This is a genomic window from Halobacillus litoralis, assembly GCF_004101865.1.
Classification (GTDB): Bacteria; Bacillota; Bacilli; order Bacillales; family Halobacillaceae; genus Halobacillus; species Halobacillus litoralis_A.
Genome location: NZ_CP026118.1, coordinates 3,877,400 through 3,902,539, shown reverse-complemented (window position 1 = coordinate 3,902,539; position 25,140 = coordinate 3,877,400). Strand labels below are relative to the sequence as shown.

General features: G+C 43.2%; 23 protein-coding genes. 5 read left to right on the top strand and 18 right to left on the bottom strand.

All coding sequences use genetic code 11. The features are described from left to right. Window position 1: 1 nt before the first annotated feature. Window positions 2-1,657: an acyl-CoA mutase large subunit family protein gene (locus HLI_RS19315; RefSeq protein WP_128526528.1), complete on the bottom strand. Its 1,656-nt coding sequence runs from the start codon at window positions 1,655-1,657 to the stop codon at window positions 2-4. Window positions 1,658-1,834: 177 nt separating this feature from the next. Here HLI_RS19315 and prli42 point away from each other — a divergent pair, with 177 nt between their 5' ends. Beyond that, entirely contained in the window at window positions 1,835-1,957 is a 123-nt protein-coding gene (prli42, locus tag HLI_RS22045) for a stressosome-associated protein Prli42 (protein WP_241655891.1), read from the top strand. Between the two features lie 142 nt (window positions 1,958-2,099). On the opposite strand, the gene HLI_RS19310 is transcribed toward prli42, so the two are convergent. From HLI_RS19310 to HLI_RS19260, 11 genes are all read right to left on the bottom strand, one after another. Then, complete coding sequence (locus HLI_RS19310) at window positions 2,100-2,621, bottom strand: L,D-transpeptidase (RefSeq protein WP_128526527.1); 522 nt, start codon at window positions 2,619-2,621, stop codon at window positions 2,100-2,102. 45 nt (window positions 2,622-2,666) lie between these two features. After that, window positions 2,667-3,617 (bottom strand): aromatic acid exporter family protein, encoded by a 951-nt coding sequence (locus HLI_RS19305; protein WP_128526526.1) that lies wholly within the window; start codon window positions 3,615-3,617, stop codon window positions 2,667-2,669. A gap of 139 nt (window positions 3,618-3,756) precedes the next feature. Continuing rightward, a complete protein-coding gene (locus tag HLI_RS19300) occupies window positions 3,757-4,188 on the bottom strand; it encodes a BrxA/BrxB family bacilliredoxin (protein WP_128526525.1) in 432 nt (143 codons plus the stop codon). Between the two features lie 155 nt (window positions 4,189-4,343). Next, complete coding sequence (locus HLI_RS19295) at window positions 4,344-5,669, bottom strand: dihydrolipoamide acetyltransferase family protein (protein WP_128526524.1); 1,326 nt, start codon at window positions 5,667-5,669, stop codon at window positions 4,344-4,346. An 18-nt stretch (window positions 5,670-5,687) separates the two neighbouring features. Beyond that, complete coding sequence (locus tag HLI_RS19290; protein WP_128526523.1) at window positions 5,688-6,671, bottom strand: alpha-ketoacid dehydrogenase subunit beta; 984 nt, start codon at window positions 6,669-6,671, stop codon at window positions 5,688-5,690. A 15-nt stretch (window positions 6,672-6,686) separates the two neighbouring features. Next, the gene (locus HLI_RS19285; protein ID WP_128526522.1) at window positions 6,687-7,679 is read right to left on the bottom strand and encodes a thiamine pyrophosphate-dependent dehydrogenase E1 component subunit alpha; all 993 of its coding nucleotides are present in this window, start codon (window positions 7,677-7,679) and stop codon (window positions 6,687-6,689) included. Window positions 7,680-7,699: 20 nt separating this feature from the next. Continuing rightward, a complete protein-coding gene (gene lpdA, locus HLI_RS19280; protein WP_128526521.1) occupies window positions 7,700-9,121 on the bottom strand; it encodes a dihydrolipoyl dehydrogenase in 1,422 nt (473 codons plus the stop codon). A gap of 14 nt (window positions 9,122-9,135) precedes the next feature. Then, window positions 9,136-10,221, bottom strand: a complete 1,086-nt coding sequence (gene buk / locus HLI_RS19275; RefSeq protein WP_128526520.1) for a butyrate kinase — start codon at window positions 10,219-10,221, stop codon at window positions 9,136-9,138. A 15-nt stretch (window positions 10,222-10,236) separates the two neighbouring features. Continuing rightward, window positions 10,237-11,340 (bottom strand): branched-chain amino acid dehydrogenase, encoded by a 1,104-nt coding sequence (gene bcd, locus HLI_RS19270; protein ID WP_128526519.1) that lies wholly within the window; start codon window positions 11,338-11,340, stop codon window positions 10,237-10,239. Window positions 11,341-11,355: 15 nt separating this feature from the next. After that, window positions 11,356-12,255, bottom strand: a complete 900-nt coding sequence (gene yqiS, locus HLI_RS19265; protein WP_128526518.1) for a phosphate butyryltransferase — start codon at window positions 12,253-12,255, stop codon at window positions 11,356-11,358. 102 nt (window positions 12,256-12,357) lie between these two features. Then, complete coding sequence (locus HLI_RS19260; protein WP_128526517.1) at window positions 12,358-14,433, bottom strand: sigma 54-interacting transcriptional regulator; 2,076 nt, start codon at window positions 14,431-14,433, stop codon at window positions 12,358-12,360. 132 nt (window positions 14,434-14,565) lie between these two features. Here HLI_RS19260 and HLI_RS19255 point away from each other — a divergent pair, with 132 nt between their 5' ends. Genes HLI_RS19255 through HLI_RS19245 form a run of 3 tightly spaced genes read left to right on the top strand, consistent with a single transcriptional unit; the run spans window position 14,566 to window position 17,479 of the window. Continuing rightward, entirely contained in the window at window positions 14,566-14,811 is a 246-nt protein-coding gene (locus HLI_RS19255) for a DUF2627 domain-containing protein (protein WP_128526516.1), read from the top strand. Between the two features lie 14 nt (window positions 14,812-14,825). Further along, entirely contained in the window at window positions 14,826-16,733 is a 1,908-nt protein-coding gene (locus HLI_RS19250; RefSeq protein ID WP_128526515.1) for a DUF294 nucleotidyltransferase-like domain-containing protein, read from the top strand. After that, window positions 16,733-17,479, top strand: a complete 747-nt coding sequence (locus HLI_RS19245; RefSeq protein ID WP_128526514.1) for a 3'-5' exonuclease — start codon at window positions 16,733-16,735, stop codon at window positions 17,477-17,479. Before HLI_RS19250 ends, HLI_RS19245 begins: the two co-directional genes overlap by 1 nt. Before the next feature lie 57 nt (window positions 17,480-17,536). Here HLI_RS19245 and HLI_RS19240 read toward each other — a convergent pair whose 3' ends face one another. Further along, window positions 17,537-18,889, bottom strand: a complete 1,353-nt coding sequence (locus tag HLI_RS19240; protein ID WP_128526513.1) for an aspartate kinase — start codon at window positions 18,887-18,889, stop codon at window positions 17,537-17,539. Between the two features lie 205 nt (window positions 18,890-19,094). Here HLI_RS19240 and HLI_RS19235 point away from each other — a divergent pair, with 205 nt between their 5' ends. Continuing rightward, window positions 19,095-19,367, top strand: coding sequence for a hypothetical protein (locus HLI_RS19235; RefSeq protein WP_128526512.1), 273 nt, complete (start codon window positions 19,095-19,097; stop codon window positions 19,365-19,367). A 65-nt stretch (window positions 19,368-19,432) separates the two neighbouring features. On the opposite strand, the gene spo0A is transcribed toward HLI_RS19235, so the two are convergent. From spo0A to HLI_RS19210, 5 genes are all read right to left on the bottom strand, one after another. After that, complete coding sequence (spo0A, locus tag HLI_RS19230) at window positions 19,433-20,212, bottom strand: sporulation transcription factor Spo0A (RefSeq protein ID WP_128526511.1); 780 nt, start codon at window positions 20,210-20,212, stop codon at window positions 19,433-19,435. Window positions 20,213-20,467: 255 nt separating this feature from the next. Further along, window positions 20,468-21,715, bottom strand: coding sequence for a SpoIVB peptidase (spoIVB, locus tag HLI_RS19225; RefSeq protein WP_277750297.1), 1,248 nt, complete (start codon window positions 21,713-21,715; stop codon window positions 20,468-20,470). Between the two features lie 342 nt (window positions 21,716-22,057). After that, the gene (gene recN / locus HLI_RS19220; RefSeq protein ID WP_128526509.1) at window positions 22,058-23,782 is read right to left on the bottom strand and encodes a DNA repair protein RecN; all 1,725 of its coding nucleotides are present in this window, start codon (window positions 23,780-23,782) and stop codon (window positions 22,058-22,060) included. Window positions 23,783-23,799: 17 nt separating this feature from the next. Further along, entirely contained in the window at window positions 23,800-24,249 is a 450-nt protein-coding gene (gene ahrC, locus HLI_RS19215) for a transcriptional regulator AhrC/ArgR (protein ID WP_128526508.1), read from the bottom strand. A 63-nt stretch (window positions 24,250-24,312) separates the two neighbouring features. After that, on the bottom strand, window positions 24,313-25,137 hold the full coding sequence (locus tag HLI_RS19210) for a TlyA family RNA methyltransferase (protein WP_128526507.1): 825 nt from the start codon (window positions 25,135-25,137) through the stop codon (window positions 24,313-24,315). Between the last annotated feature and the right edge of the window lie 3 nt (window positions 25,138-25,140).

Here is a 25,140-nt window from a genome sequence, read left to right as displayed (position 1 = left end):
CCTACATTCCGGTATATTCTCCAAATTCATCACGTAATACATTTGCGATTTCTCCAACAGTTGCATACACCTTTACGGCATCGACAATGTGCGGCATCACATTATCGGTCCCTTTCGCAGCCCGACGCAGATCTGCCAGGCAAGTGTCCACTTTCTTTTGATCACGTGAAGATCTCACTTCATTTGTTTTTTCAATTTGAGCTTGTTCAAGAGCTTCATCCACCCTTAACAAATCGGCATGGATTTCTTCTTCTAACTTGTATTCATTCATGCCGACGACAATTTCTTCATTCGACTCGATCCGTTTTTGAGCTTCATAGGCTGCCTTATGGATCTCCCGCTGCATATACCCTTCTTCCACTGCTTGGACCGCTCCACCATATTCTTTGATACGTTCCAAGTAGTCATTTGCTTCTTTTTCGATTTCATCTGTAAGTGACTCGACATAATAAGAACCTGCAAGTGGATCGATTGTGTCCGCCACCCCACTCTCATTAGCAATGATTTGTTGTGTTCTTAAGGCAATCCGGGCAGAATCTTCTGTCGGTAAAGCGAGCGCTTCATCACGGGAATTTGTATGAAGACTTTGGGTCCCTCCCATGACAGCAGCAAGCGCTTGCAAAGTTACGCGGACGATATTGTTATCCGGCTGCTGAGCCGTTAATGTACTCCCACCGGTCTGCGTGTGGAACCTGAGTTTCCAGCTTTTCGGGTTTACTGCACCATAATGCTCTTTCATGATTTTCGCCCACATCCGCCGAGCGGCCCGGAATTTGGCTGCTTCTTCAAAGAATTGATTATGAGCATTGAAGAAAAAGGCAAGACGGGGAGCGAATTGATCCACTTCCAGACCAGCCTCTATCGCTGCATCCACATATGCCATACCATTGGCAATCGTAAAGGCAACCTCCTGGACAGCTGTCGATCCTGCTTCACGAATGTGATATCCTGAGATACTGATTGTGTTGAATTTCGGTAAATGATCCTGGCAATATCCGAAAATATCTGTAATCAGCCGCATTGATGGTTTAGGCGGATAGATATACGTCCCGCGTGCAATGTATTCTTTCAATATGTCGTTTTGGATGGTTCCTGTCAATTTTTCAGGTGAAACCCCCTGTTTCTCTCCGACTGCAATATACATAGCTAAAAGAATACTTGCCGGTGCATTGATCGTCATCGATGTACTCACTCGATCCAATGGGATCCGATCGAAAAGTTGTTCCATATCCTTTAATGAATCAATAGCGACACCGACCTTGCCTACTTCCCCATCAGCCATCGCGTCATCCGAGTCATAGCCGATTTGTGTGGGCAGGTCGAAGGCGACCGACAAACCGGTTTGACCTTGCTTCAGTAAATAGCGGAATCTTTGGTTGGTCTCTTCCGCCGATCCAAAACCTGCGTACTGGCGCATCGTCCAATAACGACTGCGGTACATTGTGGGTTGAATCCCCCTGGTATAAGGGTACTGGCCGGGAAACCCTATCTCCTTTATGTAATCTTCATTGATATTTTCAGGTGTATAAAGTCTTTCCACCGGAATTTCTGAACTCGTTTGAAACGAATCTTTCCGTTCTGGAAAACGCTGCGTCGTTTTTTCGACGTCTTTTTCCCAATTTTGTTTAGAATGTTGATCATTTGATGAAAGGGTCATACGAAAGGCCTCCTTATTCAGTCCATACTCTATTCTAGCATACCAGAAATGAAGCGCTTACCTATCTAAAAATTATTAGAATTCACAATTATATTGTAAATGATTTCACGCCCTTGTCCAATTTCTCTTTTTTCGGTAGAATGTTTGTAGGATTGACTGAGAAGGAGGTTACACACCTTGGCTGAGACAAAAACAAAAAAACGCTCGAAACGTGAACGCCGCATGAAAGTCATCATTTATATCATGATTCTTTCTATGGTATTATCTACCGTATTGGCAGGCGCAAGTTTCTTCCTATAAGAAATATCCAGCACCCCTGAAGCATACAACCTAGTGTTTGGATTGCTTTAGGGGCGACACTTTTTAAGCATATGGTACATTCCATACAATGAAGAAGCCGATAGATTGGGGAGTCCCCTCTCTATCGGCTTTCTTATTATGTTCACGTTGCCGGATTCAGCATTCTGTCCAATTTCTCTTTTTCCCAGACTTGATAAATAGTTTTCAGTTCTTCATCGGAGTCAACAATAATGACATCCATTTCCACAGGGACAAGTTCGTACAGTTTTTCCACATCTTCATTATTCAAGCGGATACACCCTGCAGAAACAGACTTTCCGATCGATTCCGGGCGGTTTGTACCGTGTATTCCGTAGATTCTTCCATCAGTGCCAAGAGCATCGAAACCGATCCAGCGGCTCCCTAAAGGATTATCGGGATCACCTCCGGGGATGTTTTTCTTTCGATAATAAGGATCTTTCGCTTTCACTTTGATGTGAAAGCGTCCTTCCGGCGTCAATTCTTTTGTTTTTCCGATAGCTGCGGGAGCTTTGAATACTTCTTCTCCATCCGAGAAAAGTACGACCTCATGGGTAGCTTTATTTACAACAATGACCGGCTCTCCATTGACGTTCGGCGGCAGCAGTGGGCTGACAAGAAAAAGTACGAAAGCAATAATTTTCATAAGAGTCATCCTCTTTTAGTCAAAGTTTCCCCTCGTACACAGCCTCTATACATCACTCTTTTTAAAGGAGCGTTTAATGATCAAATACTCCTCGATTTCGTTCAGCAAGTGAAATAAACTTGCTCTAACTTCAAATTCTTCCCGTGTCTCAGGAAGCCTGTCTTCTCTAAATTCCTCTTTCATTTCCTTTAATTTTCCTAAGTAAATCAAAGCTGTGTTCCCTGGATGGATTCCTTCAGCTAAGTCTTCGAAAAAATCAGCAATTTTTTGACCATGGATATCCAAACTGGAGATCCGGCTGACAAGCGGCAACATGCGTTCAAGAAGCTCAAATTGTTTTGTCCGCATATGGAAATAATGATAATAATGGTTATGGGAACGAAGCAGATGGTTTTCAACATCACGGAAGGAAAGCGACTTTGCCTTTTCTAATAATGCGGCTGTATCTGTCAGTTCTTTCCCTGTCCAATCATGATCACCTTCACGCATGAACTCAGCTATTTCCTTCAGAATGATGGAAAAGTTGCTTTCCACTTCTTTTTGGTATTTCTTCAACTTATTTTCCAAACTCGGCATATATAAATTAAGTATTAGTGCAGTTCCTATCCCGACTGTGATCAACACCATTTCATTCCAAATTACTCCCCAGTCGATAGCGCCTGACCCATACAAATGTAGGATAATGACTGAACTAGTAACTATTCCAGGTGTGATCCGCATCCAGACTGTAACAGGTATAAAGGCAAACAACATCAAACCGATCGAGATGGGGTTGTAACCAAGAAGTTCAAAGAAAGTAAAAGAGAAAACCATCGCGACCAAACAGGCTGAGAACCGATGCCATGCACTCAAGAATGACCGCTTTCTCGTAATTTGGATACAAAGGATTGTCAAAATACCTGCCGATGCGAAATTTTCCAATTGAAGCAATTGTGCAATCCATATGGCCAAAGGTGTACCTAATGCTGTTTTAATCGTCCGATATCCGATTTTCACTGCCAACCTCACCTCGCTCTACTATATATTAACGATTTCACCGATTACAAAACGTTCAACAATAAGCCGTAACTTTATTGATTCCTGGACGAAAAAAGGATCTTTGCTTCTCAACAAAGATCCTGAGCTAATGATTCAATTATACTTCTTCACAGTACTCTTCAAAACTGCGTTGAAGCTTTCCGATCACTTCCATCGGCTCAAACCCTTCAATATCATGACGCTCGACCATCGTTTGGATTTTACCGTCTTTCAAAAGCGCAAAAGAAGGAGAAGATGGTGGGTACCCTTCAAAATATTCTCTTGCACGTTCGGTCGCCTCGCGATCCTGACCAGCGAATACAGTTACCAGCTGATCTGGACGCTTGTCATAATGAATTGCGTGCGCAGCTGCAGGACGTGCGATTCCACCTGCACAACCACAAACTGAGTTGATCATGACAAGAGTCGTCCCCTCTTTATTCAAGGATTGCTCGACTTCTTCTGCAGTTGTCAGCTCAGAATAACCGGCTTGGGTAATTTCTTCACGTGCTTTTGTAACCACATCGTTCATAAAAATATTGAAATCCATATCACATGGCCCCTTTTTTTAGAAATACTATGAACATTTTACCAAGATATCAGCAGGCTTTCAATTGAATTGGCTTTAATATAATCTCAAGCTGACATTTTTTGATTGTTTCAAATACAAAAACTGCCTTCCAAACTAGGAAGACAGCCCTTAAATCAATAAACAGAAGTATTATCTTCAGACATCTTTTCTAATATTTCTTTTACTCGTGCTAAGAAGTTACCGGCAACAAGCCCATCCAATACGCGGTGATCTAAAGATAGACAGAGATTCACCATATCACGCGCACCGAACATCCCGTTCTGATAAACAGGCTTCTTCACGATCGATTCCACTTGCAGAATCGCCGATTGCGGATGATTGATGACGCCCATGGATTGTACAGAACCAAATGAACCGGTATTATTCACCGTAAATGTACCGCCTTCCATGTCTTTAGAAGTCAGCTTGCCTTGTCGGGCTTTTCCTGCAAGATCTGTAATATCCTTGGCAATGCCTTTGATACTTTTTTCGTCAGCATCACGGATCACCGGCACGAACAACTGGTCGTCTTTCGCTACAGCTATGTTCAAGTTAATTGCTTTCTTCTGAATGATCTTGTCGCCTGCCCACATGCTGTTCAATTGTGGATATTCTTTCAATGCTTGGGCGACAGCTTTCACAAAGAATGCGAAATAAGTCAAGCTGAAGCCTTCCTGCTGCTTGAATTTGTTTTTCTTGGCATTACGCAGTTCTACCAAGTTCGTTACATCGACTTCAACCATCATCCATGCATGAGGAATTTCCGTTTTGGATTTCACCATGTTTGCTGCAATCGCTTTACGCACACCTGTCACAGGAATCTCTACATCACCTTCGCCTGTTTGAGCAGGAGCAGCGGTAGTTTGCTGGGTTGGTGCTTGGGACGGTGCTTCTGGTTGTGCTGCTGGTTCTTGAGCAGGTCCGCTGCCTTCCGCAGGTTCCTGATCGACAGTAGGAATGCTCCCGCTTTCAATGATTTTCTCGATATCTTTTCGAGTGATCCGGCCCCCGCGCCCTGAACCCTCTACTTGATTCAGGTCAATATCATGCTCTTGAGCAAGTGTCATTACTGCAGGAGAATAGCGTTTTTTACTTCCTTTGTCCTGTTTCGGTGCAGAGCCTGCCGTTTTTTCAGAAGCAGCTGTTTTCGGCGCTTCTTTTTCTGGTGGTACTTCTTCTTTTTTCTCTTCTTGCTCAGGCTTTTCAGCAGGACCGGAACCTTCGACTTCGATATGGCACATCAAATCACCTACAGAAATCGTATCTCCTTCAGATGCTACAAGTTCTTTAATTTCCCCTGTAAAAGAAGATGGTACTTCGGCATTTACTTTATCAGTCATGACTTCAGCAATTGGATCGTATTTATTCACTTTATCGCCAGGCTGGACAAGCCAAGTGCTTATTGTTCCTTCGGTTACACTTTCACCGAGTTGAGGCATATTGATTTTTTCTAAACCCACCAGGAATTCCTCCTTTGATTAAAATTCCGCAAGATCGCGCATCGCTTTTTCAACTTTATCTGGATTCATCATAAAGTATTTTTCCATCGTCGGCGCGTATGGCATTGATGGCACATCAGGTCCTGCCAGACGTTGAACAGGTGCATCAAGATCGAATAAGCAGTTTTCACTGATGATCGCAGAAACCTCTGAAATAATGCCGCCTTCTTTATTGTCTTCTGTAACGAGCAATACCTTACCCGTTTTTGAAGCCGCTTCAATGATTCCTTCTTTATCTAACGGATATACAGTTCGAAGGTCGAGGATGTGTGCATCTATGCCTTCTTCAGCAAGCTTTTCTGCCGCCTGGAGGGCAAAATGGACACAAAGACCATAAGTGATAACGGTAATATCTGAACCTTCCCGTTTGACATCCGCCTTTCCAATCGGCAATGTATAATCCTCATCTGGCACTTCACCTTTAATCAGACGATAGGCACGCTTATGTTCAAAAAACAGGACAGGGTCGTTATCGCGTATGGATGCTTTCAATAATCCCTTGACATCATACGGAGTTGACGGCATGACGATTTTCAAGCCTGGCTGATTAGCGAACACCGCTTCCACGGACTGAGAATGATATAAGGCACCATGGACTCCCCCGCCATAAGGAGCACGAATGGTAAGTGGGGCACTCCAGTCATTATTCGAACGATAACGGATTTTCGCTGCCTCTGAAATGATTTGGTTAACCGCAGGCATGATGAAGTCTGCGAACTGCATTTCCGCCACAGGACGCATGCCATACATAGCTGCACCAATTCCAACGCCGGCTATAGCTGATTCAGCAAGCGGCGTATCTAACACACGATCTTCACCGAATTCATCGTAAAGGCCGTCGGTTGCACGGAATACCCCTCCGCGTTTTCCGACATCTTCACCAAGTACGAAAACCTTTTCATCCCGCTGCATTTCTTCTTTCAACGCTTGAGTTACGGCTTGAATATATGAAATAACTGCCATAGTTTCTCCCCCTCCTTACTCTTCGTACACATATTTCAGTGCAGATTCAGCTTCCGCATATGCAGCATCCTCTGCATAATCAGTCGCTTCATTGACGATTTGATTAATTTCGTCATTCATGGCTGTCTCTTTTTCTTCTGTCAAGATGCCTTGCTCACGTAAGTAGTTGGCAAATGTAACGATCGAGTCTTTCTTCTTCGCTTCATCGACTTCTTCACGTTCACGGTAAGTACGATCATCATCGTCACTGGAGTGAGGTGTAAGTCGATAAGAAACGGTTTCAATCAAAGTCGGTCCTTCACCGTCACGCCCGCGATCAGCTGCTGCTTTGACTGCTTCATAGACAGCTAGTGGATCATTTCCGTCTACCGTATAACCCGGCATACCATACCCGATTGCACGGTCAGATACTTTTTCACATGCAAGTTGCTTTGATACAGGTATTGAAATCGCATATTTATTGTTTTCTACCATGAAAATGACCGGAAGTTTGTGCACGCCTGCAAAGTTTGCACCTTCATGGAAGTCTCCCTGGTTAGAAGATCCTTCTCCGAGAGTGACAAGAGAAACGAAATCTTTTTTCTCCATTTTACCTGCCAAGGCGATACCGACCGCATGCGGAACTTGTGTGGTAACAGGTGAAGAACCTGTTACGATACGGTTTTTCTTCTGCCCGAAGTGCCCTGGCATTTGACGACCACCAGAGTTCGGGTCTTCGGATTTTGCAAACCCGGACAACATCAGATCTTGTGGTGTCATACCGAAAGAAAGAACGACACCCATGTCCCTGTAATAAGGTAGTGCGTAGTCTTTTTCGCGATCGAGGGCATAAGATGCACCCACTTGCGCCGCCTCTTGTCCTTGACATGAGATCACGAATGGAATTTTACCTGCCCGGTTTAACAGCCACATCCGTTCGTCGATTCTCCTTGCTAGTAACATCGTGCGAAACATGTCTAACACTTGTTCATCACTTAAACCTAAAGATTTATGGCGATTTTCAGCCATGTGATTCCCTCCTTTGTTCTTTAACCGTGGATTTGGTTACCATCAACAGCCATTGCCGCTTCGCCGATCGCCTCTGCAAGTGTCGGGTGCGGGTGGATGCTTTCTGCAATTTCCCATGGAGTAGCATCCAATACTTTTGCAAGCCCTGCTTCTGAAATCATATCGGTGACATGAGGACCGACCATATGGACTCCTAACAAATCGTCTGTTTCTTTGTCAGCGACAATCTTTACGAAGCCATCTGTCTCGCCGTATACGAGTGCTTTGCCGATTGCCTTGAATGGGAACTTCCCAACCTTGACTTCAAAACCTTTTTCTTTGGCCCCTGTCTCTGTCAAGCCGACGCTTGCCACTTCAGGATTGGAATAAATACATGTCGGCACTTGTTCCGGGTTCATCGGGTGAGGAGAACCATCTGCCATATGTTCAACGGCAATCATCCCTTCATGTGAAGCGACATGAGCAAGCTGCATTCCTCCGATGACATCACCGATCGCATAAATGTGACTCTCTTTCGTCTGGTAAAACTTGTTCGTCTGGATGACCCCATTCTCAACGACTATATCTGTGTTTTCAAGACCGATATTCTTTACATTCGCAGAGCGCCCCACAGACACAAGCATACGGTCTGCCTGAAAAGTCGAAGTCTCTCCATCGACCTCAGCTTGAATAGTGACCCCTTCCCCTTTTTCAAGGGTATCAGCCATCACTTTTGCACCTGTGACGACGTTCACACCTTTATTCTTCATTTGCTTCAACATTTCCTTAGAGACATCTTCGTCCTCAGTCGGTAAAATGTGCGGTAAGTATTCAAGGACGGTAACCTCAATACCAAAGTCAGCAAGCATTGATGCCCATTCGATTCCGATTACACCTCCACCTACGATAACAATGGAAGATGGCAGTTCCTCCATATAAAGAGCTTCATCAGAAGTCATCACTAATTCGCCGTCAACTTCAAGTCCTGGCAGTGATTTCGGGCTGGAACCTGTTGCAACCAGCACATTTTTAGGAATGAGCATTTCGTTTTCTTCACCATTGTTCATTTCAACAGAGATTGTCCCCGCTGTAGGTGAAAAAATCGATGGACCCAGAATACGTCCAAACCCTTCATAAATGTCGACTTTGCCTTTTTTCATCAGTCCTTGAACACCTTTATGTAATGTGTCCACGATGGATTGCTTTCGTTCTTGCACTTTAGTGAAATTCAATGTCGGCGATTCCGTGCTCACTCCAAACGCATCGGCTTCCTTCGTCTGTCGGAAAACCTCCGCACTCCGGAGTAATGCTTTAGAAGGGATGCATCCGCGATGCAGACACGTCCCGCCTAATTCCCGCTCCTCAACGATCGCTGTTTTAAGTCCAAGTTTCGAAGCTCGAATAGCAGCTACATAGCCACCAGTTCCGCCTCCGAGGACGACTAAATCGTATTCTTGTGCCATTTGGACTCTCCTTCCTATTCTGCAAAATTAGGATATTGTTTCGGTGCTTCTTCATTATTCAGCACACGCAATGTTCCCTCATTCAATGCTTCTAATTCATTTTCACCCGGGTAGACAAGGACATCTGCAATCCAATGTATCCTCTTAGAAATTTCTTCAACGAATCCTTTACCGTAAGCCAGTCCACCAGTCAATGCCACAGCATCGACTCTTCCTTCCAAAACAGCACTCATGCTGCCGATTTCTTTGGCAATCTGGTAAGCCATCGCATCAAAGACGACTTTCGCTTTCCGATCACCATTTTCCACCATTTGTTCGACTTCGCGAGCATCATTGGTATGTAAATACGCCATGAGCCCGCCCTGACCGACCAATTTCTTCATGACTTCATCACGATAGTATTGTCCAGAGAAACAGAGTGATACAAGATCCCCTGCTGGAACAGTGCCCGCACGTTCCGGTGAAAATGGACCGTCACCATGGAGGCCATTATTCACATCGATGACACGTCCATCTGCATGCGCTCCGACTGTAATCCCCCCGCCCATGTGAGTGACTATCAACCGCGCGTCTTTGTAGGACTTCTGTAAATCAGCAGCAGCTCTGCGTGCAACAGCCTTTTGATTCAGTGCATGAAAAATACTTTTTCGCGGAATTTCAGGAACACCTGATACCCGGGCAAGCTCCTGCAGTTCATCTACGACGACCGGGTCGACGATATAAGCTCCGATATTCAATCCTCTGGCAATCTCATGTGCGATGATTCCACCCAGATTGGAAGCATGTTCACCATTGTAACCATTTTTCAAATCTTCAAGCATCGCTTCGTTCACTTCATAAGTGCCGCCTTCTATCGGACGCAGAAGGCCGCCTCGTCCACATACAGCACTCAGCTTGCTGATGTTTATACCCTCTTGATCAAGTTCATTCAGAATGACTTGTTTTCTGAATTCATATTGATCGATGATTCGTTTGTACTGATTGATTTCTTCCGCATTGTGCCGGATTGTCTTTTCAAAAACCACTTCCACATCATCAAAGACTCCTATTTTAGTTGATGTGGACCCAGGATTGATGACAAGGATTCGATGTGTTTGCAATTCCCTAAACCCCCGTCATCCGTTCTGTTTTCTGCTCAAAATATGATGGCCATTCTGTAAAAACTGGCTGCGTGAACGGCGCATGCGCTCTATGCGTTCCTCGGCCATTCGGTCTGCCGCTGCGTAAGTTGGAAGATCATCTCGGCGTGAAATATCAAATACGCGAGAGACATTATCGTAAATCGTTTCGACACGTTTCATCGCCCGGTCTTTATTATAGCCATGAAGCTCATCGGCTACGTTAATGACTCCACCTGCGTTAAGAACATAATCTGGTGTATAAACGATGCCTTTTTTATGAAGGATGTCACCATGTTTTGTATCTTTAAGTTGATTGTTTGCAGCACCAGCTATAACTTTCGCTTTTAATTGAGGAATTGTTTCGTCATTGATTGTCGCACCAAGGGCACATGGTGCATAAATATCACAATCAACACTGTAAATATCATCAGGGTCTACAGCTCTTGCTCCAAATTCATCGACCGCACGTTGAACAGCTTCTTTGTTGATGTCTGTGACAATCAAATTCGCCCCTTCTTCATGCAAGTGCCGGCACAGAGTGAAAGCGACATTTCCGACACCTTGAACAGCTACGGTTTTTCCTTCCAGGGAATCAGAACCGAACCCTTCTTTCGCTGCTGCTTTCATGCCGCGATAAACCCCATAAGCTGTAACGGGTGAAGGGTTACCAGAAGAACCGAAAGCTGGAGAAATACCTGTCACGTAATCTGTTTCTTCGTGGATCAAGTCCATATCCTGAACTGTTGTCCCTACATCCTCTGCAGTGATGTAACGGCCATTCAACCCTTGAATATAACGACCGAATGCACGGAACATTTCTTCATTCTTATCCTGCTTCGGATCTCCGATGATAACAGTCTTTCCTCCTCCAAGGTTCAAACCTGCTGCAGCGTTCTTATAGGTCATCCCTTTGGCGAGACGCAATGCATCTTCAACGGCATGGTCTTCTGATGCGTAAGTCCACATCCGTGTTCCACCCAATGCAGGCCCTAATGTTGTATCATGAATCGCGATAATCGCTTTCAACCCTGATTGTTCATCTTGACAAAATACCAATTGCTCGTAATCGTATTCTTGCATATAACTGAAAATTTCCATGATGAATCCTCCTCTTTAATGACTGGCTTTAAGAGCTAAAGCCAATGAATTTATTTTGCTTTCTGCATCGTCAGCACGAGACGTTAAAACGATCGGTGCTTTCGCTCCGCTTATCACGGCAGCTACTTTAGCATTGGCAAAATACATGAATGATTTATATAAGGCGTTGGCTACTTCAATCGTTGGTACTGCAAGTATGTCTGCTTGTCCAGCCACTTCCGACTCAACACCTTTTTGCTTAGCAGCCTTCAGATCGACCGCGTTATCAAAAGCTAGTGGCCCATCGACAATACAATCTTTGATTTGGCCCCGCCTATTCATTTGAGTAAGTATTGCTGCGTCATGTGTCGCCGGCATTGCCGGGTTGACGACTTCAACAGCTGCCAATGGAGCAACTTTAGGCTTTTCCCATCCTGCCTGTCTGGCAACTTCGACCGCATTATTAATGATTTGTACTTTTTCTTCTAATGTCGGGGCGATGTTCATAGCTGCATCTGTCAGGAAGATCAATTTTTCACGCCCAGGTATTTCAAACAAAGATACATGGGATAAGACGTTCCCTCTGCGTAAACCATACTGTTTATCCAGCACCGCTTTCAACAACGATTTCGTATCGATATTGCCTTTCATGAGTACATGCGCTTTTTCGTCATGAACCGATTTTACGGCAATAGAGGCACTCTCTTCCTTTGAGGATTGGATTACATGGATCCCATCTTGATGTAAATCTAAGCCGATCGCCGAAGCTGAACGGCTTATTTCATCCTCTTCACCGACAAGGAAGAAATTCGCCAGGTTCGTTTCGCGCGCTTTTTTGACGGCTTTCAAGACTTCTTCATCTACTGCTTGAGCGACAGCGACCGTTTTAAGGTTCGTACGATCGACGCCTTCAATTAAATCGTCTAATGATTTCATGTTGTCACCTCTTCCCACTGTTATACTTGCAAGTTTCATGCCAACTAACCTTTTCTAGAAAACACTATAATAAAGGCTTGTGCAACATTGCAAACATTTGCATTATGAAAAATTTTGCATGCTGTTTTTGTCCAAATGATATTTTTCCAATTTATAATACAAATTCCTAATGGAGATCCCTAACGCTTTCGCTGTTTGCGTTTTGTTGTAATTATGAGACCGGTAAGCGTCTGCGAGCAATTTCTTTTCATATTCATCAACTGCTTGTTGCAGAGTTTCCCCCAGCCAAGGCGTGTCTTTTTCCTCACTAGCTGCATCTGCTGCTGCTTTTTTCAAATGAGGGAGGTGCCCTGGTAATATGGTATCTTCTACGTTCTCCATGTAGATCATTGCCCGTCCGATGATATTTTCTAACTCACGGACATTACCAGGCCAATCGTAGTCCTTCAACTGTTGGAATGCTTGATCATTGACTGAAATGACATGGCGCCCATAATCTTCATTCAGTTTCTGAATCAAGTGTTCTGTCAGCTGATGGACGTCTCCTCTCCGCTCCCTGAGAGGCGGGATATAAATTGGCAGCCGGTTTAAACGGTAATACAAGTCTTCTCTGAACTTTTTGTTCATAATTGCCTTTTCTAAATTAATATTCGTTGCAGCTATTACGCGTACATCCACGTGGACCGGTTTTGTGCCCCCCACCCGCATAATTTCATTTTCTTGTAATACGCGTAGAAGTTTAGCCTGCATCGGTAAAGTCAGTTCTCCGATTTCGTCAAGAAAAATGCTGCCATAATTGCCCTCTTCAAACAGTCCCTTTTTCCCGCCCCGCTTCGCTCCGGAGAAAGCACCTTCTTCATAACCGAAAAGTTCACTCTCCAGAAGTGATTCCGCAATGGCTGCGCAATTGACACGGATAAACTTATTATGGCGCCGCTTACTTTCGTTATGAATCGCATGGGCGAAAAGCTCTTTCCCTGTCCCTGACTCTCCGCGGAGAAGAACGGTCGCCGGCGTACGAGCACCGACTTTGGCCTGTTCTAAAGCAAGGGTCATTTCCGGCGAGTCACCAATGATATCATCAAAGGTGTATTTCGCTTCAAGGCTTCGGATGATTTGACGGGCACGCTTCAATTCACTCGTTAATGATTGAATTTCCGAGACATCATGAAGGACCCCGACACTCCCCTTCAGTTTTCCATCTACAATCACGGGAGCAACATTGACGAGGACATCTTTCTTCGACGGCCCAACTTTCATTCTCACCCCACGTACCGGCCTTCTTGTGCGCAGTACTTTCATGTGCATGCTTTCCCCTTCAGAGATATCAACCGTAGCAGGCTCCCCTACGATTTCACTCTCTGATAAACCTGTAATTCTTGTATAAGCAGGATTTATCATTAAACCGCTTCCATTTTCATCTACTACTGAAATCGCCTCATCTGATGAATGAATGATGGCTTCAAGCATTGTTTTAACTTCTTTCAAGTCCGTGATTTCCTCTGCTAAATTGACAACTTCTGTGATGTCTTTAAAAACAGCATAAGCTCCAATGACTTTTTGGTCTTGTCCGATCATCGGTATCCTCGTAGTAATTACCTTTTTTCCATTATCCAATTCGAGCTTTTGGTTGACTTCTTTTTTTCGTGAGGTCAATATCTGCGGCAGTCTCGATGCAGGGATGATCTCATTGATCGGTTCACCGATCATCGAAGATCTTTTCCTGCTTAAAATCCGTTCGGCACTGCGATTGAGAAAAGAAACCTTTCCCTCCTCTGTAATGACAATCATACCGTCGTGGATACTGTTCAGAATGAGATGTTGATTTTCTGCCTGCTGCTTCAGTTCTTGAACAAGTGATTCTTTTTCTTCCAGCAGCTCAGCGGTTACATATGCAACCGATCCAGGAATAACGACGGTTGATCGATGACGAGTCTCCCTGATTGCATTGAATACTTCCTCTTCACCTGTCGCTTCAATAATGATATCAATGTCTTTATGTATCCAATCTTTCCAATTCCGATCTGTCGGGATTCCATAACTTTTTGCGATAGATAGCCCAGCAGCCCCAGGGTTTATATCTGTGACAGCGACTATTTGCATACGGTCGATTTCATTCAGCAATTTCAACAGGGCGGTTCCACCTTTCCCTGCACCGACAATCAACACACGTTTCATTTCATCACACCCTGCAATATTTTGCGCATCTTCATCCTATACTATTCTGCAGGTTTTAGCAAGTGTATGGATGTTCCCTATAGACGCTGCATTTGATATACTAATCATTGATTGAAAAAAGGAGTTACGAATATGCGATTAATTGCTTTATTACTATTAGTCACCCCGGGACTCATCGCCGTTTATGGGATAAAATTGATCCGTGATGCCCTATTTGGTGAATTCCACGAAGTTTTTTTTCACATCGCCATTCAAGGGATCCTCGGAATATTGTTCGTGGTCGGCGGAATCGCGTTCATCGGTGGATTCATCTTACATAGAGACCGGAAGAGGAATTTGACAAAGGGGCGTTTTAAACAAAATGACCACCCGGAATGAAGGAGTTTTGCTGTGTGACAGAGTTTGAGTTATTCAGAAAGCAGTACCCATTCGATTTACTTTCTGATGAAGAGTTTGAGGAAGTATTCGGTGACGCTGTTGTAAAAGAATACGGGACAAATGAGTTCATCATCCACGAAGATGAGGATGATGACATGATTGATATCCACTTCATGGTGTCGGGATTAGCAAAGAACATCATGCACAGATCCAATGGCCGCCAATTATCGGTAAGGTTTTATTACCCTGGTGACCTGGTCGGTGTCATGATTCTCCTGACTAGTGGTGAAATGAGATTTTCTGTACAAGCCTTAGAACCCATCAAAACCGTGCGTTTTAACAGAGAATCTTTTTTGAAAATAATGTCCAACAATAACCTTTTCTCAAAGGTGGTTATGGACGGCATCAGCCATTTAATGAAAAGTTTATATGATGAAGTGAAATATAAAAGCTCCACCACAGATGAACAGGATGATCGTGAACTATATAAAAAGCGTGCGGACGCTTATATGGAGCCGCCGACATTTATTCATCCTGAAGCTTCGATTGAAAAAGCAGCTCGTATGCTGCAGCAACAAAAGATTGAGGCGCTTATCGTCAGTGAAGATCAGCAAACGATGCTTGGGATGATCGGATACGGTGAAATTCTGCGGGCTTATTTTGAAAACGACCATAACAACCCGGTCAAAGCGTATATGGCCGAGGAAGCCTATGAAATCAATGAGCAAGAGTTCATTTATGATGCCCTCAGTTACTTAAAGCACCATCCAACTGAAATCATCCCTGTTCTACACAAAGACAAAATTGTAGGGATATTAAGGCAGTCATCCTTTTTCACGATTAAGAATTCCGTTTACTTTGATTTGACCTATAAAATTTCAAATGCTACCAACATCGATGAAATCAAACCTTTGTCACCGATCCATAACACCAGGTTCCAGCAGTTCATAGCCAGCTTGATCAAGGATCATATGTTTGCCTACGATATCGCGGAACTGATGACGAATTACAATGACCGGATCCATAAGCAAATCGTCCAGATTGCAGAAGACGAGATGATCAAGGATGGCTATGGCGTACCTCCGATCAACTATTGTTTTTTGGTAATGGGCAGTGAAGGCCGTAAAGAGCAGGCCTTCTCCACTGACCAGGACAACGCAATGATCCTTGCCGATTATGAAGGGTCTAAAAATAAAGCGAAAATTGAACAATTCTTTTCTATTTTTACAAAAAAGATCAACGATATGCTTGATGAATGCGGCTTTCCTTACTGCACAGGAGGCATCATGGCAAAAGAAGAAAAATGGCGGCAACAGACAACGGAGTGGCATGAAAGCATCGATCGCTGGATCCGAAAAATGGATGCTGAAGAAATACGTGACTTTACCATTTTCATGGACTTCCGCCCGATCTTCGGAGATTACTCCCTGGCATACGACTTAAAAAAGCACGTGACTAAACGGGTACAAAAGTCTCTGAACCTTCATCAGCTCCTAATGAAAGATACATTACGCTTCCGTGTGCCAGTCCAGCCGTTTGGACGTATCTCCGGAATCGGAAAAAAACGTACACTCAATTTGAAGAAATCTGCAATCATGCAAATCGTCAATGCCATCCGTATTTACAGTATGAAATATGGCATCGAAGAGATCAATACTGTCAACCGTCTTGACGCACTAGCTGAGCAAGAACGTTTTCACCCACGGGATGTCGAAAACGCTAAAACTGCTCTCCATCGCTTGATGCTATTCCGATTGAAAGCAAACTTAGAGCAGTTAGAAGAAAACGAGCCATTATCCAATGATTTAAAACTCATCCCTCTCAAAAAAGAAGAACGACGATCATTGAGGGAATCCTTGATCATTGCTAAACGCCTGCAGCAAGTCCTGGAATTGAGCTACAACCGAAATCGGGTGGTATGATGTTACCAGTAGACTTACAAATCATAAAATACCTTCTCTTCGAAAAGCCGATGTACCATTACAAAATCAAGCCTTATTTGAAATGGAATACTTATCATAAGCTTGAAGAACAGCTGAGTAATTATGAAAAAGATTCACGACTTGATGAACAACCATTGAAAAACTTGGACTATACTATTTTTGATTTGGAAACGACTGGCTTCCTTCCTGAAATCGGCCATGAGATCATCTCCATTGGTGCGATACGGCTGCAAGGAATGAATGCTTGTCATAATGTGAAATTCCACCAAGTCATACAGCCGATCCGCCCGGTGAATAAACAAACACTTCGACTGACAGGCTTAACTAAAGAGCGTTTGAGAAATGCCAGCCCATTCATTGAAGGATTTCAAAACTTCATGGATTTCAGCGAAGGATCAGTACTGGTCGCCCACCCAGCAAAGTTCGATATGCGTTTTTTAAAAGCTATGCTCCGACGCTGGCAGCTGCCTGACTACGACCCCCCTGTTATTGATTCTCAATTGATGGCCCAATGGCTTTTACCTGAAGTGAGACATCAATTGGATCCATTATTAAAATATGTCGGCATTGACAAGCGAGATCGCCACCATGCGCTGAACGATGCAATTATGACGGCTGAGCTATTCCGGTATCTCTTGAGGAAAACGACCGATCAAGGACTTCACACATTTGCAGAACTTCATAAAATTTTGGAACAGCAAAAAAAAGCGAAGCAGAAATCCTGACTGCTTCGCTTTTTTGCATTTTGTTCCCATATAGTATTATTCTTTTTTCCTATACTCTCATTCAAAAAATGTTCTGTATAAAGATTCAACTGCACTTGATAATTCTGAAGATTTGACTCCGAACATCATCGAGACTTCCGATGATCCCTGGTTAATCATCTCAATATTCACCCCAGCCTCACGGAAAGCACACGCGGCATTACTTGCTATGCCAACGGTCTGGTTCATTCCTTCACCGACAATCATAATCATCGCCATGTCTCTTTCAATCATGACCATGTCCACTTCTAACTCTTCCTTGATCCGCTGAACTACAACCTGTTCTTTTTCCGGTGGCAACTGATGGTCACGGATAATCACGGACATATCATCGATTCCAGAAGGTGCATGTTCAAAAGAAACTCCTTCATCTTCAAGGATATGCAGCAATTTTCTTCCGAAGCCAATCTCTCGGTTCATCAAAAATTTGCTTACATATAAGTTCAAAAATCCTTTGTCACTTGCAATGCCCACTACATGCGATTCTCGCTCCGGTAACTCAGCCACGATCATCGTCCCTTGAGCTGAAGGATTATTCGTGTTCTTGATACAGACCGGTATCTTTTCTTTAAATGCAGGAATCAAAGCTTCATCATGGAAGACTGAAAATCCTGCATACGACAGTTCCCTCATCTCTCTATAGGTCAATGATGTCAATTGTTTCGGTGATTCCACATACATCGGATTCACACAATAAACAGAGTCCACATCGGTAAAGTTCTCATACATATCCGCTTTCAATCCAGCTGCTACGATGGAACCTGTAATATCCGACCCACCCCTTGAGAAGGTAACCAACTGTCCTTCAGGGGTAAATCCGAAGAATCCTGGGATAACAAGAATTTCATTACGCTCTCTGAGCCCGTACAAGCGCTCAAAGCTCTCTTCAAGTACTATTGCTCCACCTGGTTGATCACAGACGAGGATACCCGCTTCTTTCGGGTTTACGTAAGAAGATTGTAACCCGCTTTGCTGAAGATAGGAGCTGACAATCAACGCAGACCCATCTTCTCCACACGCCTTTAATGTATCCAAAGCATTGTTGCTCTGTTCTTTCACTAAATCGATTGCCTGATCGATGCGATCCTTCACTGTTTCCAGAACCCCGATTGGCAGAGCTAATTCTTCTGCCATTGTTCTGAAACGGTCAATGATTTTCATATAAGTATCCATATCCATTGTACCGTCTGTTTGAATGGAGTCCCCTAATTGAATCAACAAATCCGTAACCTTAGTATCCTCACCCCTTCTTTTACCTGGTGCGGATACAACGACCACTCTTCGATTCTCATCTGCTTCAATAATGCTTCTCACTTTGGCTATTTGACTTGCATCGGCAAGTGAGCTGCCTCCAAATTTTACGACCTTCATATGTAAAACACCCCGCTAGTGAACAAAGTTATTAATAATTAAGAATTGTATCACAAATCATACAAAAAAATGAACACCAAATATAAAAAAACATTTTAATACGGAATTTCGACGTGATATTGGGAATTTTTACATTAATTATGTATATCTATTACATCTTTTCTGCTTTTCCTTTAATATGGTAGGTGAAAGGAAGGATGGTACTATGGTTTTACGCAGAGATGGGTTCGGTGGATCAAGATTTTATCCTGAAAACAGTGAAATAACTGTCCTATGTACCTATATTAATACAGGTTACAGATATGTAATCATTCGATATTTGGACCTTCCTTTCAGTTACCGCCTCATAAACAGGGACGGCATACTCTTACTGGAAGAGCAGGTCTGTGAATTTTTGTTAAATGAAGTCACAAAAATCGATGAAGGATATTACGATGACCCTCAATTGGCCAAGAAAATCACAGCCCTTATGAAATAAAAGAAAGCACGAGAGTTCTTGCCCCTCGCGCTTTCTGAAATGTTTTATGATTCAACGAAATGCTATTAACTTGCTTTGTGCTCCAATCGCAAACGGTCTGCAACCATTGCAATGAATTCGCTGTTCGTAGGTTTCGCTTTGGTCGTTGAAATCGTATAACCGAATAAAGATGAAATCGCATCGATGTTCCCACGGTTCCAAGCTACTTCAATGGCGTGACGTATCGCTCGTTCCACCCTTGAAGCAGTAGTATTATATTTCGTTGCAATATCTGGATAGAGGACTTTTGTAATGGAACCCAGCAATTCGAGATCACGATAAACCATAGTGATTGCTTCACGTAAGTATTGATAACCTTTAATATGAGCTGGAACACCGACTTCGTGAATGATGTGAGTGATACTTGTATCCAAATCAGGTTTTCTTGACTTCGTCGAAGTGTAGCTGTTTCCTAGGGCACGGTTGATTGGGTCACCTGCGTGTTTGATTTGACGTACCTGCTCTCCTAAATGGTCAAGATCAAATGGTTTCATCATGAAGTAGGCAGCTCCTAATTCCACCGCTTTCTTCGTCACTTCTTCCTGACCGAACGCTGTCAACATGATAACTTCCGGCTGCTTGTCCAAATCCTTCAACTTATTCAAAACTGCAAGGCCATCCAAATGAGGCATGATAATATCAAGAATCAATACATCAGGGTTCTTCTCTTCAACCATTTGCAAACAATCTTTCCCGTTATACGAAGTACCGGCTACGTCAATGTCATGGGTATCACCAAAATATTCCTCAAGAAGCTTTACAAGCTCGCGGTTATCATCAGCCAAACACACCTTAATTTTTTCCATTTATCTTCCTCCTTACAAAATAGTCCTCTTTCTTACTGTAACTCATATATTCGACACAAAGGAAATTCATCCCTTTTTTATTATAACAAATAAAATCCAATATTTTATATTATCTTCAAAATGCTTTTAAATACTTTGAAAATCGCAGTAATTCGACAATCTTTATTCTCTATTGTCGAAATTTGTCGAATGCATCCATGACTAAACCCTCAGTAATTTTCCCCAAAAAAAAGAAGAGCTCTTTTTTGAGCTCTTCTAACTTGCTTTTTGACCTTCTTTTGTCTCTGATAATTCAATTCCGGCTTCTTGTAGCATCCACTCGATGTGTACGCCATATCCACTAGTCGGATCATTGACGAAAACGTGAGTGACTGCACCGATTATTTTTCCATTTTGAATGATCGGACTGCCGCTCATACCCTGGACGATGCCGCCCGTTTTGGCGAGCAGTTCCTTGTCTGTAATTTTAACGATCATACCCTTAGTAACAGCGGATTTCTTCGGCATATTACTGACTATTTCTACGTCAAAACTTTGCATTTCTTCTCCATCTAACACAGTCATGATTTGAGCAGGTCCTTCTTCTACTTGTTCAGCGAATCCAATCGGCAAACCATCTGGATAAGAGGAATTTTCCATATCTCCATCAAGTTTCCCAAAAATGCCGAATGGCGTATTCTTTGTGATATTACCTAATCGATCGTCTCTCATCGAAAATTTCGCTTTCTTTTCACCCGGAATTCCCTGGCTCCCTTTTTCTATTGAGGTGACATGAGACCTGACGATTGTACCTTCGTGAATTTCGATAGGTTTTTTTGTATCCATATCAGAAATGACATGTCCTAAAGCACCATATTTTTTACTTTCCGGATGAAAAAAGGTCATTGTTCCAATTCCCGCAGCCGAGTCACGGATATATAAACCAATTTGATATTCATCTTCCTGCGCATTGAATGCAGGTGTTAAAGATGTCTTAATAATTTCTTCGCCTCGCTTGATAGTCAAGTCAATGGCTTGCTCATCTTCTCCAGAGTCTTTGACAATGGATGAAAGTTCTTCCATACTATTGAGTTCTTTGCCGTTACCCTTCAGTAAGATATCACCGACTAGGACATTCGCTTCTTCTCCCGGGGAAGATTTCTCTTCTCCATCCACATTCACTAAATGATGTCCCACTACGAGTACACCCTTAGTATGCAGCTCGACGCCAACTGACTGCCCGCCTGGGACCAAACGAATATCTTTCATCGTTTTCAGTTCCGTTTTCTTCAGGGGAACCCCAGCGAATTCGTAAAACACTTGATGATCATCGGTCGAAGAAAAGGCAGTCAAAGCTTCTGAATCATCCCCGCCAGCATCTACTTCCTTATCTGCTGTAGCAGTGACCTTAACTTCTGTAGGGATGGACAGATATTTTTGCACAGGTGCTATCAAAGGTAAAATGAGCATGAACAGCAGGAGAACAGAACCACATATATATTTAAATGTTTTTTGATGAATCACGGGTTCACACTCCTTATCACTCCAGTACCATTTAAATGGCTTACTTATAATGTGGTCTTCAGGAGCCTTTTTTAAACGAGCATAATCACAGTAAATATAGTACCGATTCCCTTGACTTGAAACATTCTCCAACGTATATGAAAACATTGGATAATATTCAGGAATAGGAAGTGGCTGAAAAATGGAAGGAGCCTGCGAAAGTGGGTTTTTCTGAAGGAATTGGGTTCATGAGGGGATTATTATTCTGCCTGATTTTGGTTTAACCATTTATAAAAGGGTAAAATAAATAAACGCATGGAACAGTTCCATGCGTTTATTTATTTTACCCTTAATTAAGAACTTTTATTTATTTTTATGTTTTCCTGCCATTACAAGCAATTCTTTTGCATGCTCGACTGTCGTTTCTGTCAACTCTGCACCTGTAATCATCCGTGAAATTTCGTCTGCTTTTTCCTCATCATTCAGTTCTGCAGCTGCGGTTTGAGTACGTTCATTATCTACTCGTTTTTCGATTCGTACATGTGTATCTGCCATAGCCGCTACTTGTGGCAAGTGAGATATACAAAGAACTTGGGAACCTTCGGAGATGCCATGAATTTTTTCAGCAATCGCTTGAGCTACCCGCCCACTGACACCAGTGTCGACTTCATCGAAAATTACACTGGTTACACCTTGATGACGTGAAAAAATCCGTTTCAATGCGAGCATGATACGTGACATTTCTCCACCGGAAGCCACTTTATGTAATTCTTTGAGTGGTTCACCCGGGTTAGTGGTAATTAAGAACTTAACGATATCGAATCCGTTTGGAAGCAGTTGTACTGGCTTACCATCTAACGCAGGATCGGAGGATCGTCCTTCTTTCATTTGAATATCAACAGCAAACGATGCTTTTTCCAGGTAAAGGCCTCTTAACTCTTCATGTATATAATCTGAAAGTGTCGCTGCTGTATGCGTGCGGATATCATGCATAGTCTTAGCTTCCAACACAGCATCCTGCGCCAATTCGTGGATTTCATTCTCCATTTTATTTAAGTGTGAATCCTTATTGCGAATTTCATCGATTTCTTCTTCGATCTTCGAGGCATATTGCAACATGTCATCAACTTTGGCACCATACTTTTTCTTCAAACGGTTCAGTTCATCAAGTCGTGACTCAATTGAGTTTAATCGCTCCGGATCGAATTCAAGCTCAGCCATTTGATTGCTCAGTTGAAAAGTCATTTCTTCAATCAAATAATAAGAGTTCGAAAGTTCTTCGGACAATTTCGCTAACTGTTCATCTACATCCGCTGTGCTTTCAAGCGATGTCATTGCATGACTGAGCCAGTCCAAACCCCTCTGCTCACCATACAATGAATAGTACGCATCATGGATACCTTGATAGATCTTTTCATAATTCATAAGTTTACTTCGTTCTTCTTCCAACTGTTCGTCCTCTAAAGGCTGCAATTCAGCTTCTTGCAGTTCACGAAGTTGAAACTCCAAAAGATCCAAGCGTTGAGCCATCTCCTGCTCATTTTCACTTAATTCTTTATAGCGTTTCACTAAGCTGCGATATTTATCATAGACACGGCGGTATTCCTCGAGGGAAGGCTTTAAATCACTGCTGGAGAAAACATCCAGTAACTCGATATGCCGCTCAGGGTCCATCAATGACTGGGTTTCATGTTGACTATGGATGTCGATGAGTGTTCTTCCGAATTCCTTCATTATGCCAAGAGTGACAAGTTTGCCATTAACCCGGCAAATGCTTTTTCCTTGATGGGTAATCGTTCTTTGCAGAACTACCATTCCGTCCTCATCGATGTCCACTCCGAACTCTGCCCCCGTTTTATAAATCGGGTGATCCGGATCGATCGTAAACAACCCTTCGATTTCGGCTTTTTTTGTTCCATGACGAACAAATTCGACGGATCCCCGTCCTCCAGCCAGCAATTGGATTGCATCGATGATTATCGACTTTCCTGCACCGGTCTCCCCTGTCAAGACGGTCAACCCTTCTTTGAACGTGATTGAAATTCGATCAATAATTGCAAAATCACGAATAGACAATTCTGTCAGCATGAAACTAACCACCTCAGTTATAGCATATTTAGCAATTGGTCACTAATCGTTTCTGTCTGTTCTTCACTCCGGCAAATAATCAAGCATGTATCATCACCACAAATTGTGCCCATGATTTCATCCCACTCCAGGTTGTCCACTAATGCACCGACGGCGTTGGCGTTTCCCGGTAAAGTCTTCAAAATGATGAAGTGCCCTGCCCTGTCAATACTGACAAATGCATCCATCATCAAACGCTTCAACTTCTCAAAAGGGTTAAAGCGCTGATCCGCAGGAAGGCTGTACTTATAGCGTCCATCCATCATTGGCACTTTGACAAGATGCAGTTCTTTTATGTCACGGGAAACTGTAGCCTGAGTGACATTATATCCCATACCCTTCAATCGATCGACTAATTCATCTTGAGTTTCAATATCGTCGTTCGTTATGAGTTCCCTGATTTTGATATGCCGTTGTCCTTTATTCATGACCATCCTCCGTTTCAAGTCCTTCCATAAGAAAAGGGCCTCTTAACAGCCCTTTTACATACATTATGCGTTTTTGCTGTGCACATCATGCGCTTCGGCTATTACCGCCCCGATATCGACGCCATCCATTGTATTTCCTCTTTTTTCGCCAGTCAGACGAAGGTGTACAAGAAACTCTATGTTTCCGTCCCCTCCGGTAATTGGAGAAAAAGTAAGTCCATAAACAGAATAGCCATGATCTGCTGCAAAATCAAGAATCGTTTCAACGACCTGGCTATGAATACGCGGGTCCTTGACAATTCCTTTCTTACCAACCTGCTCACGACCGGCTTCGAACTGGGGTTTTATTAAAGCGACGACATCTCCCTGTTCTTCCAGGATTGTCGCAAGCACCGGCAAGATGATGCGTAACGATATGAAAGAAACATCGATTGAAGCGAATTGTGGACTTCCTGCTGTTAAATCTTCTTTCGTAACGTAACGGAAATTCGTCCGCTCCATCACAATGACTTGCTCATGATTACGCAACGTCCAGTCTAACTGATTATACCCCACATCAATGGCATAGCTTAATTTCACACCATTTTGTAACCCACAATCCGTAAAACCGCCTGTTGAAGACCCGATATCGATCATCAGTTTGTCCTCTACGCTAAGATCGAATTCCCTCAAGGCCTTTTCGAGCTTCAGACCACCCCTGCTGACATAAGGAATCGCTTTTCCTTTGACAGTCAGCTCAACATCTTCCTCTACCTTCTGACCCGGCTTATCCAACCGGACCTGGTCGTGAAAAACTAAGCCCGCCATGATAGACCTTTTCGCTTTTTCCCGTGTTTCTATATAACCTTTTTCCACTAATAAAACATCTAATCTGACTTTTCTGCTCATATC

Excerpts from the sequence above, each read along its gene's own strand:
- HLI_RS19315 (WP_128526528.1), bottom strand. The coding sequence starts at position 1,657 with ATGACCCTTTCATCAAATGATCAACATTCTAAACAAAATTGGGAAAAA.
- HLI_RS19310 (WP_128526527.1), bottom strand. The coding sequence starts at position 2,621 with ATGAAAATTATTGCTTTCGTACTTTTTCTTGTCAGCCCACTGCTGCCG.
- HLI_RS19300 (WP_128526525.1), bottom strand. The coding sequence starts at position 4,188 with ATGGATTTCAATATTTTTATGAACGATGTGGTTACAAAAGCACGTGAA.
- HLI_RS19290 (WP_128526523.1), bottom strand. The coding sequence starts at position 6,671 with ATGGCAGTTATTTCATATATTCAAGCCGTAACTCAAGCGTTGAAAGAA.
- HLI_RS19285 (WP_128526522.1), bottom strand. The coding sequence starts at position 7,679 with ATGGCTGAAAATCGCCATAAATCTTTAGGTTTAAGTGATGAACAAGTG.
- lpdA (WP_128526521.1), bottom strand. The coding sequence starts at position 9,121 with ATGGCACAAGAATACGATTTAGTCGTCCTCGGAGGCGGAACTGGTGGC.
- bcd (WP_128526519.1), bottom strand. The coding sequence starts at position 11,340 with ATGGAAATTTTCAGTTATATGCAAGAATACGATTACGAGCAATTGGTA.
- yqiS (WP_128526518.1), bottom strand. The coding sequence starts at position 12,255 with ATGAAATCATTAGACGATTTAATTGAAGGCGTCGATCGTACGAACCTT.
- HLI_RS19260 (WP_128526517.1), bottom strand. The coding sequence starts at position 14,433 with ATGAAACGTGTGTTGATTGTCGGTGCAGGGAAAGGTGGAACCGCCCTG.
- HLI_RS19255 (WP_128526516.1), top strand. The coding sequence starts at position 14,566 with ATGCGATTAATTGCTTTATTACTATTAGTCACCCCGGGACTCATCGCC.
- HLI_RS19245 (WP_128526514.1), top strand. The coding sequence starts at position 16,733 with ATGTTACCAGTAGACTTACAAATCATAAAATACCTTCTCTTCGAAAAG.
- HLI_RS19240 (WP_128526513.1), bottom strand. The coding sequence starts at position 18,889 with ATGAAGGTCGTAAAATTTGGAGGCAGCTCACTTGCCGATGCAAGTCAA.
- HLI_RS19235 (WP_128526512.1), top strand. The coding sequence starts at position 19,095 with ATGGTTTTACGCAGAGATGGGTTCGGTGGATCAAGATTTTATCCTGAA.
- spo0A (WP_128526511.1), bottom strand. The coding sequence starts at position 20,212 with ATGGAAAAAATTAAGGTGTGTTTGGCTGATGATAACCGCGAGCTTGTA.
- recN (WP_128526509.1), bottom strand. The coding sequence starts at position 23,782 with ATGCTGACAGAATTGTCTATTCGTGATTTTGCAATTATTGATCGAATT.
- ahrC (WP_128526508.1), bottom strand. The coding sequence starts at position 24,249 with ATGAATAAAGGACAACGGCATATCAAAATCAGGGAACTCATAACGAAC.
- HLI_RS19210 (WP_128526507.1), bottom strand. The coding sequence starts at position 25,137 with ATGAGCAGAAAAGTCAGATTAGATGTTTTATTAGTGGAAAAAGGTTAT.